Genomic DNA, 15,129 nt, shown 5'->3' on the forward strand with positions numbered 1-15,129 from the left:
GATTACGTGTTCGGAAAGGTTTCAGCGTCGCGATGATCGCGCGGGCGGCCTATTCCGCGCAGTTTCTGCAAGCTTTCCGAAAGCAGCCCATAGATGCCGCGCGGCATGAACATGACCACCAGCACAAAGATCACACCCAGTATGAGGTGCCACCCTTCGACGAAGACATCCGACAGGCGCCCTTCGAGCATGTTGACCACGATGGCGCCGAATGCCGCCGCGATAACGGATTCCCGTCCGCCCACGGCGCACCAGATCACGATCGCCAGGCTGAAGGAGACGCTCATATAGGTTGGCGATGCGAACTCGAGCACCAACGTGTAGAGCATGCCCGCCCACCCCGCGAGCGCGGCGGAAATGCAGAACACAAGCGTCTGATAGTTGGCCACGTTGTAGCCGAAGAACCGGGCCCGGTCGGCATCCTCGCGAATGGCCCGCAGGATGAGGCCGAACTTGCTGTGCGTCAGGTAAACCCCGAACGCCAGCGCCACGACAAGGCATCCCGCAACGAGATTGTAAAAGCCCATGCTGTAGGGATCGACGATCCATCCGAACAAGGACATCTGAGCAAGGCCGGTCAGGCCGTTCTGCCCGCCGGTATGCCCCTGTTGATTGATGAACAGAAGCTGGAAAGCGACCAGGAACGCGAGCGTAATGATGGCGACGAAGACGCCGGCGATGCGCGCACGGAACATGAAGATCGCGATCAGGCCGCCGATGAAGGCGGGCACCAGTAACCCGGCCAGCAAGGTGAACGTCAGGGACTCGAACGGAACCCACACCCAGGGAAGTGTTTCGACATTGTTCCATGCCATGAAATCGGGGAGGCCGTCGCTGGCGCGCAGTTTCAGATGCATCGCCATCGCATAGGAGCCCATGCCGAAGGTCGCGGCCTGACCAAGGTTGAGAAGCCCGGCGGTCCCCCAGGAGAGCGACAGCGCCATCGACACGATCGCCAGGGCGAGATACCGCGCGAATGTGTTGAGCTCGAAACCGTCGTAGTTCATGACGGCCGGAACCCCGAAGGCGACCACGAGCGCAAAAATCACCAGAGCCACAAGGTCGTATTGGAATTTAGATGACATGCCTGTTTCCTTAGCGACGTGTTTCGGTCGGGAAGAGTCCGCGAGGACGGAACCGGATCAGAAGGATGATGCCCGCCAGAACCGCGATGCGACCGAGCGTGTCGTTGATCACGATGGAGAAGATCGCCGTCGCTTCGCCGATCAGGACCGAGGCCGCGGCCGACCCGATCAGGCTTCCCAGGCCACCGACGATGACGACCAGAAAGGCATCGACGACCAGGCCGGTCCCCATGGTCGGAATCGTGCTGAAAAGCGGCGTGATGAGCGCGCCGGCAAGGCCCGCAAGGCCCGCGCCATATGCGAAGGTGACCGAATAGATGCGTTTTGCCTCGATCCCGTAGCATTCGGAAATAGCCCGGTTCTGGATCACCGCCCTCAGCTTCATCCCGAACTCGGTGCGGGTCATCAGCATCCAGGTCGCGGCCAGGACCGCCATCGAGAAAACGATCACGAACAACCTGTAATTCGACATGATCAGAGGACCGATTTCCGTGTTCCCGGACAGCAGATCCGGGCCTTTCACGAAACGGGATTCAGCGCCCACGCCAAGACGCACAGCCTGTTGCAGGATGATCCCGATGCCCCATGTGGCAAGGATGGTGTCGAGGGGTCGGTGATAAAGGTTTTGAACGACGACCTTTTCAACGATCCAGCCCACGGCGGCCACGGAAATGAACACGAATGGCAGCGCCGGCAGGATACCGATGCCGGCATAGGTCTGTAGCGCCCAGGTCGCATAGGCTCCGAGCATCACGAACTCGCCATGCGCCAGATTGATAACCCCCATCGCGCCATAGATGATCGCCAATCCGAGCGCGATCATGAGCAGGATCGACGCCATGCTCAGACCGGCGAAAAGTTGGTTTGCAATCACGTCCATAGGAACGCCTTTCCAGTTGGTCCGACCCATATTTCAGGGCCGGACACATCTTTTCTCGGTTGAATGGTGGACTCAGGCCTTGACCAGTCCTTTACCGGTGCAGGTCTGACCCGCGTAGGCCGCATAGGGCTTGGGCGCGACCCGTTCCTTGGATTCGATGAGAACCTCGGCCTGGCCATTGGTCTGCCACTGGCCGATCTTCGGCCAAAGATGCGTGTGCAGGTTCTCGTCGATCAGGACTTCGCCCTGCGGCGCGTTGAGTGTCAGGCCGACGGCCGCATCGCGAATGGTTTCCGGCGTGATGTTCGAGGGATCGAGTTTCTCAAGCGCGGCCTTGAACTGATAGACTTGGAAATACGCAGCCTCGCTTACGAAATGCGTCACCTGGTCGCCGCCGTAGCGCGACTTGTAGGCTTCGACGAACTTTTCGTTTTCCGGGGTGGCGTGCCCCATGAAATACGGTGCCGACGAGAAATGGCCCGCCGCGGCTTCGCCGCCGATCGCTTTGACCTCGACCTCGGAACGGGTCAGGCTGACCACCGGCATTTTCGACGGATCCAGTTCGGCGGCGTGATATTGGCGGGCAAAGGCCACGTCCGAGTCGCCGACCACGGTGGCGAAAATGACATCCGGTTTTTCCGAACGGATGCGGTTGATGACGGAACTGAAATCCGAATGGCCGAGCGGCACATATTCCTCGTTCACGACCTCGCCGCCGTATTGTTCGAGCAGCGTCTTGCAATAGTTGTTTTCTTCTTTCGGATAGACGTAGTTGTTTCCGATCATGTAGAAACGAGGGCCGAAATTCTCGATCGCCCAGGGAATGAGATCGTCCTGCTGCTGGTTGGGAACGGCGCCGCCGTACATGACGTTGCGCGAACATTCGCGGCCTTCATAGAGCGTCGGATACCAGTAGAGGTTCTTGCGCTGTTCGGTGACCGGAAGGACGGCTTGGCGGCTCGCCGAGGTGTAGGAGCCGAAGACGCTGACGCATTTGTCACGGATCATGAGGCGACGCGCGCGGTCGGCATAGGTCGCCGGATCGGATGCGGGATCCTCGATGATCGGTCGCAGCTGACGGCCATGAATCCCGCCTGACGCATTGATCTCTTCAATGGCCATCAGGGCGGCGTCATGCAACGTGCTTTCCACAACGGCCACCGCACCTGTCAGCGAGAACAGCAGGCCGACAGGGATATCGTTGCCCTGCGCAAGGGCCCGGCCGGCCGAGGACAACAAGGCCGGTGTCGACAACATACCGGCTGTCCCGACGGCTCCAAGGCTGCCAAGAAAATCACGACGTTTCATTCAGACTTCTCCTCTGTTGGATGCGAGCAGCCATTGGATTTGGCAATAAAAAAAGGCCCTCCGGCGCGGTGCAGTCACCACGAACGGAGAGCCTATTTGCTCATCATATTGTCAGGCTCGCATTTGAGCCTGAATCAATCGTTGAGCATAATCCTTGTTTTTGCAAGGAAAATTTTCTGGTTATTTTTCTTATGCTTAAACTGTTGATGAGGCGATTTCGGCAAACCCATGCCGCAATACCTAAGGTGCGGCCTCGTCTGTTTTCAAAGCGTGCCGGCAAGAGAATCACACCGCTCGGACGCCAGGACGCCGGCTGCGAAACCGCGGGCCATCACCGCAGATCCGTCCCGCAAAGCAAGCGATTCGCACCCAAGCAACCACCTGAAAAGGCAGAGCCACCATCTGCGCAATTTCACGGTTCATATAGGGAAAAGCCATCGGCGCGGGGGCCTTCCCGCCAAGCCCGAAAATGCGAAAATCCTTCAACTTAGGGGCGATACGGACCTGTTTTCGCGAATTTTGGTCCAAAAAACCGGCAAAATGCGCCGATTTCTCCACTCATCTCACCCGGATAGAATCAAAAATTTGCATTTGTAAACGAATCATGCAAGCAATTTGGGAGCTCGGGTCCAAAGGCGTGCCTGAGCCTCAATTCGGCAGTTAGGCCTCGAACTCAGTCGACAGTGATTCGGCGAGTCGGGGCTTTTTTCGTTTTTGTTGTCCCCAACAATCCGTCCGGCTGGGAGGAAACACCGCAAGGCACTGACGTTCGACCCCGAAACGCCCCCTCGGCACACTCCGCTCTTGCGGACATCCTTTGTCGGCCAGGCGGATCACAAGACCCCAATCAACACGTTCGTCCGTTTGGGCGCCCCTCGGCATCGCCGGCGGGCAAAGGGTCATCGCATGCCTTGTAAACCCGCTTTCCGGAAAAAATCCGCGCCTGCAACGACAGAGAGGTACTGCAATGTCTGGATCAATCAAGCACATCGAACCTGATGAGCTCGAGAAAATAGAAGAGAACGTCGACCACGCCCTGGGCGAAGAATACGAACATGAACCGGTGCCGGCCAAGGCCCGGCGCAGCATGTTCTCCATCACCATGGTCTGGATGGGCTTTCCGATGATCATCACCGGGGCAATGACCGGTTCGATCCTCGTGCTCGGCATGGGCTTTGCCGCCGCGCTCAAAGCCATGATCATCGGCAACCTGATCATGCTGTTCTATGTCGGCCTGCTGGGCCAGTTGGGCGCCCGCAAGGGACTGAACTTCGCCCTGCTCGCCAGCATCGTCTTCGGTCGCAAGGGCTATGTCTTCGCCTCCGGCCTGCTCTCGACCCTCTTGCTGGGCTGGTATGCGGTGCAGACCGGGATTACCGGCGCGCTGGTCAGCTCGACCTACGGGCTGAACTACGTTGTCATGACCGTGATCGCCGGCGTACTTTACATCGGCATTACCTTCGTCGGCGTAAGAGGGCTGCACATCATCGGCACGATCTCGGTGCCGCTGTTCATCGTTCTCGGGCTATGGGTCGCCGGCGACGCCGCCGCCACCTCGGGCTGGGACGCGATCATGGCCTATCCGGGAAATAACGGCACCGCCACCATGACCATGGGGGTCGGCCTGACCGTCGTCATCGCATTGTTCATCGACGCCGGCACAGTGACCGCCGACTTCAATCGCTGGGCTGCGGACAAGAAAAGCTCGTGGGTCGCCACCTTCAGCGCATTCCCCTTTGCCAACCTGGTCGCCATGCTGGTCGGCGGCGTGATGACGGCAGCGCTGGCCGTGCCGGATGCCAATCCCTTCGGCACCGACAACATGTTCGGCTACATGAACGCCCAGCAGATGACCTGGCTCAGCGTGCTGGCCTTCCTGTTCCTCTACGTGAACCTCGGCTCGGTCTGCGCCCACTGTCTGTATAACGCAGCCACCGGCTGGTCGCGCATCCTGCACAGCCACATGCGGCTCTTCGCGATCATCCTCGGCGCGATCGGCATCGTCATCGCCGCGACCAACGTCTGGGCCTTTTTCATTCAGTGGCTGTCGCTGCTGGGTATTCTGGTGCCGCCGATCGGGGCGATCATCCTGGTCGATCAGTACCTCGTCCGGAAGGGCTCGGAGATCGAAGCCGACTGGCGCGGCACCGCCTTTCTGGCGTGGGCCTGTGGCTCGGCAGTGGCCTTCATCGTCGAGTGGTATTTGCCGCATCTGTCCACGGCGATTTCTGCCGGCCTGGTGGGCGGCATCGCCTATTATGTGCTGAGCTCCCTCGCCGGGAAAACCGCGCGCGCGTAATCTCATCGGACCTGTTCCGAGTGTGCTGCGGTTCCGGCCGCAGCACACAGTACAACCAAAGGATCCTACCATGACCCTCGACTACGACATCTTCGACCTTGGCACCTACAAGTTCCAGTGCGGTCTGGCCGTGCCGGACTGCAAGCTGGCCTACAAGACCTTCGGCACACTCAACGCCGCCAAGGACAATGTAATCGTCTACCCGACCTGGTACTCCGGCCAGCACTACGACAATGAATGGCTGATCGGCCCGGGTATGGCCCTCGACCCCGAAAAGTATTTCATTGTCATCCCCAACATGTTCGGAAACGGCCTTTCGTCTTCTCCGTCGAACACGCCCGAACCGTACAATGCCGACCGCTTCCCCGATGTCACCGCCTATGACAACGTGATGGCGCAACACCGGCTGATCACCGAGAAATTCGGTATCGAGAAGGTCCGCATGGTGACCGGCTGGTCCATGGGCGCGCTTCAGACCTTCCATTGGGGCGCTCTTTTCCCCGACATGGTGGAGCTGATCGCACCCTTCTGCGGCTCGGCCAAGTGCTCGCGCCACAACTATGTCTTTCTCGAAGGCGTCAAGGCCGCGCTGCGCGCCGATGCGGCGTGGGAGAACGGGCGCTATACGAGCAAGCCTGAAAAAGGCCTGCGCGCTGTTGGCCGTGTCTATGCCGGTTGGGGCCTGTCGCAGACCTTCTACCGCGAAGAACTCGACCTCAAGGCGCTCGGCTATGCCTCGCTGGAAGATTTCCTGATCGGCTTCTGGGAGGGTTTCTTCCTGCCCAAGGACGCAAACAACCTGCTGACCATGGCCTGGACCTGGCAGCACGGCGACATCAGCGACAACGATCTCTATAACGGCGACTACAAGGCGGCACTCGGTGCGATCAAGGCAAAGGCCTACGTGATGCCTGGTCAGACCGATCTGTATTTCCCGGTCGAGGACAGCCAAAATGAGGTCGCGAACATGCCCAACGCCGAGTATGTTCCTGTTCCCTCGATCTGGGGCCATTTCGCGGGCGGTCCCGGCACGAATCCCGAAGATGTGGCCTTCATCGACGAGAAACTCAAAGAACTGTTGGCGAGCTGAACTGCGGCATCCTCAACACCCCGGAGCGGCGCCTTTCAGGCGCCGCTTTCAGTTTCGCATATCGGTGGCTGGGCGAGGCCCCTCATTGCCCGGACGGCGGTTTCCCCCGGGCTTGATGATGGGCTGTCCGGGCGCCCCGCACAGATCCCGCGGCGGCGCGGCGCCGATTTTGCCAAGCTGCCCAGCAGGCGGTCCAGAGCGCACAAGATTGCAGGCTTGAGCAGGACGCCCGGCAACAAACCGCCCCGCTATCGGAAAGGATGACACGGCAGCCAACGCCGGGTGAGGCGGCCCCTGCCCGGCCCGCGCCGCTTGCGGCGGCTCCGGCTTGCCGCGTATGTATCCCCAAAGAGGTCCGCAGGGCCGGTTGGCACGAGGTATCAGCATGACCCCATCTGCACAGGACGGCTGGAGAGTCGGGGTGCTTTTCTCGCGCAGCGGGATCACCGCCGTCACCGAGACCGAGCATTACAACGGCACGGTCCTCGCCATCGACGAGATCAATGCCGCGGGCGGCGTCCTCGGACGCCCGCTCGTCTCGATCTGCAAAGATCCCGGATCGGACAATGACGCCTATCGCACGCTGGCCCGCCAGATGCTGTCCGAGGACGAACTGGACGTCATTTTCGGCTGTTCGATGTCCGGCAGCCGCAAGACCGTTCTGCCGGTGGTCGAACGCCACAACGGCCTCTTGTTCTATCCCTCCATGTACGAGGGGTTCGAGTATTGCGAGAACCTCGTCTATACCGGCGCCACGCCGAACCAGCTGTGCCTGCCGCTGGCCGACTATCTGCTGCAGACCTACGGCAACCGGATTCTGTTTGTCGGCTCGGATTACATCTACCCCAGGGAATCCAACCGGATCATGCGCGATCTGATCGAAGCCCGGGGCGGCGAAACCGTGGCCGAACATTACCTGCCGCTGGGGGCGACCGCGACCGCCGAAATGGCCCTGGTCCGCGAGATCGAACAGGTGCGGCCCGACGCCGTGTTTTCCACGCTGGTGGGCACCTCGGCCCAGGCCTTCTATACGCTTTACGACGCCGCTGGGATCGACCGCGCCGCCTGCCCGATCGCCAGCCTGACCATGGCCGAGGGCGAGATCGCGCGCATCGGACCGGAGAAATGCACCCGCCACATCCTTGCCGCAAGCTATTTCCAGACCATCGACACCGAGGTGAACCGCGCCTTCGTGGCGGCCTACAAGGCGCGGTTCGGATCAACGGCGGTCACCAGCGTCTGGTCCGAACCGGCCTATAATCAGGTCCACCTGTTCGCCCGTGCGCTGGAACGGGTCGGCGCGATGGACACCCACCGGATCGGGCAGGCCGTTCTGGGCCTGGACTTCGACGCGCCGGGCGGCCGAATCCATGTCGATCCGGAAACTCGGCATACCTGGCTCACGCCGCGGATCGGGGTGGCGCGGGCGGACGGCCTCTTTGACATCGTCTGGGAAGGCGGGGCGCCGGTTCATGCCGACCCCTATCTGGCCACCACCCGCTTCGAGGAACCGTCCCTGCGGGAGTGGGCATGAAGGGTCCGCCACGCCGCATCCTCGACGATCTACGCCGGGCACGGGTTCTGGTGATCCATCCGCGCGACGAGGATGGCACCGTGCTGATCAGCCAATTGCGCCGGCTGGGCTGCGAGGTGAACGCGGTCTGGCCGTTGCCGGCGGCGCTGCCCGAGGGCACGGATACAGTGTTCATCAGCGTCGAGGACACGGCGACAGACCAGGCCGTGCAGGTGTTCGAAGGCCACGACCCGGCGATTATCGCCGTCGTCACCTACGAAAGCCCGACCTCGCTGCGCGCGATCTACGATCTCAATGCCCATGGGGTGATGAGCAAACCTTTGCGTCCGCTGGGTATCCTGACCCAGTTCACCCTGGCCCGCTACCGCCACGGCTACGAGGCGCGCATGACCGCAAAGGTGCGCAAACTGGAAGACACCCTGAAGGGCCGCCGGCTGGTGGACCGGGCGATCCGGCTGCTGGTCGACGAACAGGGGCTGGCCGAGGACGCCGCCTATCGTCTGTTGCGCGATCAGGCCACCTCGGAACGGATCACGATGGCGGCGATCGCCGAAGACCTGATCGCGGCCCATGAGACGATGCGCCGGCTTGGCCTGGGGCGCTGATTCAGTATCGCTGAAAAATGCGGCTCAAAAACTGTGCATTTGCCTAAATATTAAAATTGAACCCGATCGCCTTGCATGACAGCATGCGGGTGACGAGCAGGATTGCTCTGCGGCAAGGTTGCCGCTTCACATCCCGGCTATGTAGCCCCCGATACTGCGGTCTTTGACCGTGGGCGGGGGCTTTTTGCGTTTTGGAGACCGACGTGCCCCTTGAAACCGACCATTCACACCCCGTGACCATCGCCTGCATTCAGTTCGAACCGAAGATCGGGGAACTTGACGCCAATCTGGACGCGATCGAGGACCGGGTGCGCCAGGCCCATGCCAAGGGCGCGCGGCTGATCGTGCTGCCCGAACTGGCCGACAGCGGCTATGTCTTCGACAGCGCCGAAGAACTGGCCAGACTGGCCCAGCCGATCCCCGACGGCCGCAGTGCCCGGCGCCTGATCGCGCTGTCGTCCGAACTGGAGGTCTATATCGTTTCAGGTCTGGCCGAGGCGGCGGGCGGCACATTTTACAACTCGGCCATGCTGTGCGGCCCGGATGGGTACATCGGCACCTACCGCAAGATGCACCTTTGGTATCGGGAAAACCTGTTCTTCGAAAAGGGCAACCTCGGCCTGCCGGTCTTCGACACCCCGCTGGGCCGGATCGGCATTGCGATCTGCTATGACGGCTGGTTCCCGGAAACCTTCCGCCAGCTGGCGGTAAAGGGGGCCGAGGTGATCTGCGTGCCCACCAACTGGGTGCCGATGCCCGATCAGGATCCGCAGGACGAAGCGATGTCGAACATCCTGCACCAGGCCGCAGCGCATTCCAACGGGCTGTTCATCGCCTGCGCCGACCGGGTCGGCACCGAACGCGGCCAGCCCTTCATCGGCCAGAGCCTGATCATCGACGCCACCGGCTGGCCGCTGGCCGGTCCCGCCAGCCACGAGAACGAAGACATCCTTTACGCCCAGATCACCCCGGCAGAGGTGTCGGCCAAAAGAAAACTGAACGAATTCAATGATATTTTCGGCGACCGGCGCACCGACGTCTACGGCTGAACCCCATATCACCCTCCGCTCAATCACACTCAACTCAAACCAAACAGGGAACTACGACAATGAAAATACCCTCTCTTCTTGCAACCGTGACCAGCGTCATGCTGGCAGGCGGCGCCTTCGCGTCAGACGATCCGATCCGCATCGGTGTCCCCGTCGGCCTGTCGGGCGCCAACAGCGTCGTCGCGCCGTCGGTGGTGCAATCGGCCGAACTGGCGGTCGAACAGATCAACGCTGCCGGCGGTGTGCTGGGCCGTCCGATGGAACTGGTCATCGCCGACGACGCCTCGGGCGCGGCGGGGGCTCAGAAGGCTTTTGACTCGCTGGTGTTCCAGAAAGAGGTCGACGTCCTGATTTCGATGGAAACCAGCGCCGCCCGCAACGCCGGGCTGCCGATCGTGTCGCGCGGCCAGGTGCCCTATATCTACACCTCGTTCTACGAAGGCCGTTCGTGCAACCCGTACCTCTTCGTCAACGCCTGGGTGCCGGAACAGCAGGTGCCGCCGATCGTCGACTACCTGAACGCCGAGGGCGCCAAGAAATACTTCCTGATCGGCAGCGACTACTCCTTCGGCCGCGGTATGCTCGAATTCGCCCGCAGCTATGTTGAAAGCACCGGCGGCGAAATCGTGGGCGAGGAATACCTGCCTATGGATGGCTCGGACTGGACTGCGATCATCTCCAAGCTGAAGGCCTCCGGCGCCGAGGCTCTGATCACCTCGACCGCCGGCGGCGCTCCGAACGTCACCCTGACCAAGCAAATGCGCGGTGCCGGGGTCGATCTGCCCTATGCCAACCTCGCCGTCGATGAGGGCACCGCCAAGAACATGGGTGCCGACGCGGCCGGAATCCTGATCTCGGCCTCCTATGTGACCGGCATCGACAGTGCCGAGAACAAGGCCTTTCTGGACGCGATGAAAGCCAAATTCGGCGATGATCTGCGCACCCCCAACGATCTGTCGGTGCCGCAGTACGAGGCCGTCTATCTCTACAAGGCCGCCATCGAAAAGGCCGGTTGCACCGATGCCAGGGCAGTTCTGGACGCGCTGGACGAAGTGTCCTTCACCGGCCCGCGCGGCACCATCCAGATGAGCAAACAGCACCACGCGCCGCTGACCATGTATCTGGGTCAGGTGCAGGACGACGGCTCGGTCAAGGTGGTGGGAACCTTCAAGGACGTCGATCCGGGCGAACAGTGTCCCAAGCTCTGATCTGACAGCGCGGCCGGGGGCCCCTTTCCCCGGCCGCATTATCCATCCGCATACACCCGCATCCATCCGCACATGGAGAAATCGGCCCGATGACACTTCTGTTGGATATCGTGACCACCGCAGCCATCCTGTTCATCGTCTCGGCGGGGCTTCTCGCTATTTTCGGCGTTCTGGAAATCGTGAATTTCGCCCATGGCGCCTGGCTGACCGTTGGGGCCTATTGCGCCGTGGTGGCCGGCGGGCTGGGGCTCAACCCATGGCTGGCGCTGCCCATGGCGTTCGTCACCGGGGCGGTGCTGGGGGGCGTGACCGAACGCCTGATCGTGCGGCCGCTCTATGCCCGGCCGCTGGACGCGATCCTTGCCACCTGGGGGCTGGGTATCGTCATCGGCCAGCTGATAACGCTGTGGTTCGGGCGCGACGTGCATTTCACCGAAAACCTGCTGTCCGGCACCATCCATGTGCTTGGCACCAGCTACTCGCTTTACCGCATTTTCGCACTGGCTGCGGCGGTCGTGATCGGGCTTGGTTTCGCCTTTCTGCTGGAGGGAACCCGCCTCGGTCTGTCGGCCCGCGCCATCATCATGAATGAATCGCTGGCCCGCGCACTGGGGCTGGACACCACCCGAATCCGTCTGGTGACCTTCATGATCGGCACCGGGTTGACCGCGCTGGCCGGTGTCCTTCTGACGCCGCTGACCAGCGTCGATCCCACCATGGGTGTCGCCTGGCTGATCGGTTCTTTCATGCTGGTGATGGTGGCGGGATCCTCCTTTGGGGCCCTGGCCGTCGCGTGCCTTGTCTTCGGCGGGGCCCAGGTTCTGGTCTCCACCTTCATCAGTCCCATTCTCGGAGGGATCACGGTCGCCGTTCTTAGCGCGCTGGTCCTCCGTATCAGTTCGAAAGGGTTTGCCCGTGTCTGACGTGCTTGCCGCCTCGCCTCCCCGCAGCGCAAAGGTCCGGCGCCGGGCCGCATTTCTGGGCGTGCTCGCCCTGTGCGCGCTCGCGCTGGTGGTCTTTGGCCCGATGTTCCTGGACCGGTTCAGCATCAATGTTCTGACGCGGTCGATGATTTACGCCATCCTGGCGATCACCGTCGACCTGCTCTGGGGCTTCGCGGGTATCCTCACCTTCGGTCAGGCGGCGTTCTTCGGGGTCGGCGCCTATGCCACGGCGATGCTGCTGACCCATGTCGGCAGTTCCCCGACCCTGATCGGGGTGGCGCTGGTTCTGGCGATCCTGGTGCCCGTCATGTTGGGCCTGATCGTGGGCTGGCTGTCGTTCTACTACGGCTCGACGCCGATCTACGCGACCGTGATCTCGCTGGTCTTTCCTATCGTGGTGACGCAGCTGATCTATTCCGGCGGCACCCTGACCGGATCGAGCAGCGGCCTGGTGGGCTATTTTGGCCTGCCCTTGGGGCTGGAGGGCTTTTTCCGACTGTCGGGCATCTGCCTCGTGATCGTCGCGGTGGGGGCGCTGGTTTTCGTGCGCTCGGACGGCGGGCGCATCCTGACCGCAATCCGCGACAATGAAACCCGCTGCGCCTATCTCGGGCTGAACACCCAGCGGATCAAGATCCTGCTGACCACCGTTCTGGCGGGCGTCGCGGGACTGGCCGGGTTTCTCTATGCCAATGCCTCTGGCGTGGTCGCGCCGGAAAACACCGGTTTTGTCTTCGGCACCGAACTGGTTGTCTGGACAGCCCTTGGCGGGCGCGGCACGGTTCTGGGCCCGGTTCTGGGCACCATCGGCATCGACTACCTCAGCGCCAGCCTGTCGGGCGAACTGCCCTTCCTGTGGCAACTGGTCATCGGCGCGCTCTTCGTCGTGATGATCATCGTTCTGCCGAACGGGCTGGCCGCGCTGGTGACCCGCCTGACCCGGCGCGGCCGCCGCCACGCGCCGGCCAGCGCAGGCCCCGAACTGGTTGCCGAGGCGCCCGTGCACCACAAGAAGAAAATCGAAGGTCCGCTGCTGAGCATCGACAGGCTGGAAAAATCCTATGGCAGTCAGAAGGTGCTGGAGGACATTACACTGGACGTCGCACCGGGCGAACTGGTCAGCCTTGTCGGACCCAACGGCGCCGGCAAGACCACGATGATGCGCTGTCTGACCGACGGCAAGGAGACCTCGGGCGGCGTGATCCGCATCGCCGGTCAGAATATCGCCGGACTGGTGCCGAACCAGATTGTCGCCCTGGGCGTCGGGCGCAAATTCCAGGTCGCCAGCGTCTTCGAAAGCCTGACCGTGGCCGAATGCCTTCGGATGGCGCGCGCCGCACTGGACGCGCCCAGTTTCGTAACGGCGTCGGACAGGCTGGGCCTGCCGTCGGCGGCCATCGAAATCCTGCAACTGACCGGTCTGGACCGGCTGTTGTCGACCGAGGTTTCGCTGCTGTCGCATGGCCAGAAACAAAGCCTTGAACTGGCCATGGTGGTGGCATTGGAGCCGCGGATGATCCTGCTCGACGAACCCACCGCCGGGCTGACCAAGGCCGAGCGTACGACCATCGGCACGATCCTGAAAAAACTGACCAATGAGCTCGGCTTCGCCGCGATCCTCGTCGAACACGACCTCGATTTCGTCCGCGACATCTCCAGCCGGATCGTGGTGTTGCACCAGGGCCGCCTTGTGCTGGACGGCTCGGTCGACGAGGTGGTGAACTCCGAAATCGTCAGGACCATCTATTCGGGAGGCGATCATGTTTGATACCGCAGATACCGGCGCCAAGCTGACCTTGGACGGCGTGTCCAGCGGCTATGGCCCGATCGCCATCATCAGGGATCTGTCGCTGTCGATCCGCAGGGGCGAGATCTTTGCCCTGATGGGCAAGAACGGCATGGGCAAGACGACGCTGCTGAAGACCATCCTCGGATTGGTGCCCGCGCGCGCCGGCGATATCCGGCTGGACGACCAGTCGATCACCGGCGCCTCGCCCAAGGCGCTGATCCGGTCAGGGGTTGGCTATGCGCCGCAGGAGCAGCCGCTGTTCACCGATCTCAGCATCCGGGACAACCTGCGCCTGGCGGTCCGCTCAGACCGTGATCTGGACACGGCCCTGGACCATGTGTTCACCCATTTTCCCTTCCTGCGGGACCGTCTGGCGCAAAAGGCCGGCACTCTGTCGGGCGGCGAGCAAAAGATGCTGATCCTGAGCCGCGCGCTGATGCTGAAACCCGACCTTATCCTGATCGACGAGATATCCGAAGGTTTGCAGCCGACCGTGATCGCGCAGATCGCCCGGGCCCTGCATGCCGAACGCGACCAGAGCGGCACCACCATCCTGCTGGTCGAGCAGAACCTGAACTTCGCCCTGGAGGTGGCCGACCGCTGGGCTGTCCTGAAACTGGGCGAGATCGACGATTCCGGCGAAGCCAAGCCGGAGAGCCGGGAGCGGGTTCTGGAGCACCTGAAGATCTGAACCGGTTTGAGTGTATCCACCCGGCGGTCTTTGCCCAGATCATGCCGCTGATGCGAATGGCGCAGCCGGGGCCTTCATTTCCAGCGGCTGATGTGGCCGCCGGCGGCCGTCGAAGCGGGTCCGGGCGGCAATGGCGCGGCGAGCGTACCGGATGCCTCCGACGCGCGGGCGATACATGCTCTGCGTCCTGAGCGGCCGGACCATGCGCACAGTTTCGCGGGCGCGGCAGCGGAACTGTCTCTTTGGTGCAACTTGGTGCAACGTTTTGCACGTCTCTGCCAATGCCCGCGCAACGGTGTCAAACCCGCCTGACACTTTTGACTTATTGGAAATAAGAATTTTAGAGAAACCCGGCGATCTCAAGCCTCCCGACGCTCCCCCAAAGGTTGATTTTCAGGCCGGGATTTTCCAATTCGTGCGACGACCCATCATCGGGAAACACATTGGCCTGGCCTCCATCCCCCTCTTTTCGCCGAACTTTTCAAAAACCGCTTCCGGGGCGGATCTTCTGTCCGAACCACCATCTGACCGCAGGCCGTTTGTCTCAGTCCCGATTGGAACAGGACACCCCCGCCCCCCTGTGCGCCAGCGGGACCACGTGACCGGGCGACGCCATGCCGCCGGAACAGCCTCCGAAAATTTGCACG

13 protein-coding genes are annotated in these 15,129 nt (G+C 62.0%); 9 read left to right on the forward strand and 4 right to left on the reverse strand.

All coding sequences use genetic code 11. The features are described from left to right. Positions 1-2 precede the first annotated feature (2 nt). From urtC to E1832_RS22185, 4 genes are all read right to left on the reverse strand, one after another. Positions 3-1,085 (reverse strand): urea ABC transporter permease subunit UrtC, encoded by a 1,083-nt coding sequence (urtC, locus tag E1832_RS22170; RefSeq protein ID WP_133361958.1) that lies wholly within the window; start codon positions 1,083-1,085, stop codon positions 3-5. A 10-nt stretch (positions 1,086-1,095) separates the two neighbouring features. Beyond that, positions 1,096-1,965 carry an urea ABC transporter permease subunit UrtB gene (urtB, locus tag E1832_RS22175; RefSeq protein WP_133361959.1) on the reverse strand — a complete coding sequence of 290 codons (870 nt, stop codon included), beginning with the start codon at positions 1,963-1,965 and terminating at the stop codon, positions 1,096-1,098. 72 nt (positions 1,966-2,037) lie between these two features. Beyond that, positions 2,038-3,273, reverse strand: a complete 1,236-nt coding sequence (locus E1832_RS22180) for a transporter substrate-binding domain-containing protein (RefSeq protein WP_206021093.1) — start codon at positions 3,271-3,273, stop codon at positions 2,038-2,040. 285 nt (positions 3,274-3,558) lie between these two features. Beyond that, the gene (locus E1832_RS22185; RefSeq protein ID WP_133361960.1) at positions 3,559-3,831 is read right to left on the reverse strand and encodes a hypothetical protein; all 273 of its coding nucleotides are present in this window, start codon (positions 3,829-3,831) and stop codon (positions 3,559-3,561) included. Between the two features lie 409 nt (positions 3,832-4,240). Here E1832_RS22185 and E1832_RS22190 point away from each other — a divergent pair, with 409 nt between their 5' ends. The 9 genes from E1832_RS22190 to E1832_RS22230 all read left to right on the forward strand — a co-directional run bounded on the left by E1832_RS22190 (position 4,241) and on the right by E1832_RS22230 (position 14,482). Further along, on the forward strand, positions 4,241-5,572 hold the full coding sequence (locus E1832_RS22190) for a purine-cytosine permease family protein (RefSeq protein ID WP_133361961.1): 1,332 nt from the start codon (positions 4,241-4,243) through the stop codon (positions 5,570-5,572). A gap of 70 nt (positions 5,573-5,642) precedes the next feature. Beyond that, positions 5,643-6,662, forward strand: a complete 1,020-nt coding sequence (locus E1832_RS22195; protein ID WP_133361962.1) for an alpha/beta fold hydrolase — start codon at positions 5,643-5,645, stop codon at positions 6,660-6,662. A gap of 385 nt (positions 6,663-7,047) precedes the next feature. After that, positions 7,048-8,196, forward strand: coding sequence for a transporter substrate-binding domain-containing protein (locus tag E1832_RS22200; protein WP_133361963.1), 1,149 nt, complete (start codon positions 7,048-7,050; stop codon positions 8,194-8,196). Further along, positions 8,193-8,801 (forward strand): ANTAR domain-containing response regulator, encoded by a 609-nt coding sequence (locus tag E1832_RS22205; RefSeq protein ID WP_133361964.1) that lies wholly within the window; start codon positions 8,193-8,195, stop codon positions 8,799-8,801. The genes E1832_RS22200 and E1832_RS22205 overlap by 4 nt, the downstream gene beginning before the upstream one ends. 203 nt (positions 8,802-9,004) lie before the next feature. Further along, the gene (locus tag E1832_RS22210) at positions 9,005-9,850 is read left to right on the forward strand and encodes a nitrilase family protein (protein WP_133361965.1); all 846 of its coding nucleotides are present in this window, start codon (positions 9,005-9,007) and stop codon (positions 9,848-9,850) included. Positions 9,851-9,909: 59 nt separating this feature from the next. After that, entirely contained in the window at positions 9,910-11,058 is a 1,149-nt protein-coding gene (locus tag E1832_RS22215) for a substrate-binding protein (protein WP_133361966.1), read from the forward strand. A gap of 89 nt (positions 11,059-11,147) precedes the next feature. Continuing rightward, the gene (locus tag E1832_RS22220) at positions 11,148-11,981 is read left to right on the forward strand and encodes a branched-chain amino acid ABC transporter permease (RefSeq protein ID WP_133361967.1); all 834 of its coding nucleotides are present in this window, start codon (positions 11,148-11,150) and stop codon (positions 11,979-11,981) included. Beyond that, positions 11,974-13,770: a branched-chain amino acid ABC transporter ATP-binding protein/permease gene (locus tag E1832_RS22225; protein WP_245514086.1), complete on the forward strand. Its 1,797-nt coding sequence runs from the start codon at positions 11,974-11,976 to the stop codon at positions 13,768-13,770. Before E1832_RS22220 ends, E1832_RS22225 begins: the two co-directional genes overlap by 8 nt. Further along, the gene (locus E1832_RS22230) at positions 13,763-14,482 is read left to right on the forward strand and encodes a branched-chain amino acid ABC transporter ATP-binding protein (protein ID WP_133361968.1); all 720 of its coding nucleotides are present in this window, start codon (positions 13,763-13,765) and stop codon (positions 14,480-14,482) included. Before E1832_RS22225 ends, E1832_RS22230 begins: the two co-directional genes overlap by 8 nt. Positions 14,483-15,129 lie beyond the last annotated feature (647 nt).

Origin of the sequence: Antarcticimicrobium luteum (assembly GCF_004358185.1) — a bacterium.
Taxonomy (GTDB): domain Bacteria; phylum Pseudomonadota; class Alphaproteobacteria; order Rhodobacterales; family Rhodobacteraceae; genus Antarcticimicrobium; species Antarcticimicrobium luteum.

What these genes read in the sequence shown, in the direction of transcription:
- urtC (WP_133361958.1), bottom strand. Translation starts at nt 1,085, where the DNA reads ATGTCATCTAAATTCCAATACGACCTTGTGGCTCTGGTGATTTTTGCG.
- urtB (WP_133361959.1), bottom strand. Translation starts at nt 1,965, where the DNA reads ATGGACGTGATTGCAAACCAACTTTTCGCCGGTCTGAGCATGGCGTCG.
- E1832_RS22180 (WP_206021093.1), bottom strand. Translation starts at nt 3,273, where the DNA reads ATGAAACGTCGTGATTTTCTTGGCAGCCTTGGAGCCGTCGGGACAGCC.
- E1832_RS22190 (WP_133361961.1), top strand. Translation starts at nt 4,241, where the DNA reads ATGTCTGGATCAATCAAGCACATCGAACCTGATGAGCTCGAGAAAATA.
- E1832_RS22195 (WP_133361962.1), top strand. Translation starts at nt 5,643, where the DNA reads ATGACCCTCGACTACGACATCTTCGACCTTGGCACCTACAAGTTCCAG.
- E1832_RS22200 (WP_133361963.1), top strand. Translation starts at nt 7,048, where the DNA reads ATGACCCCATCTGCACAGGACGGCTGGAGAGTCGGGGTGCTTTTCTCG.
- E1832_RS22205 (WP_133361964.1), top strand. Translation starts at nt 8,193, where the DNA reads ATGAAGGGTCCGCCACGCCGCATCCTCGACGATCTACGCCGGGCACGG.
- E1832_RS22215 (WP_133361966.1), top strand. Translation starts at nt 9,910, where the DNA reads ATGAAAATACCCTCTCTTCTTGCAACCGTGACCAGCGTCATGCTGGCA.
- E1832_RS22220 (WP_133361967.1), top strand. Translation starts at nt 11,148, where the DNA reads ATGACACTTCTGTTGGATATCGTGACCACCGCAGCCATCCTGTTCATC.
- E1832_RS22230 (WP_133361968.1), top strand. Translation starts at nt 13,763, where the DNA reads ATGTTTGATACCGCAGATACCGGCGCCAAGCTGACCTTGGACGGCGTG.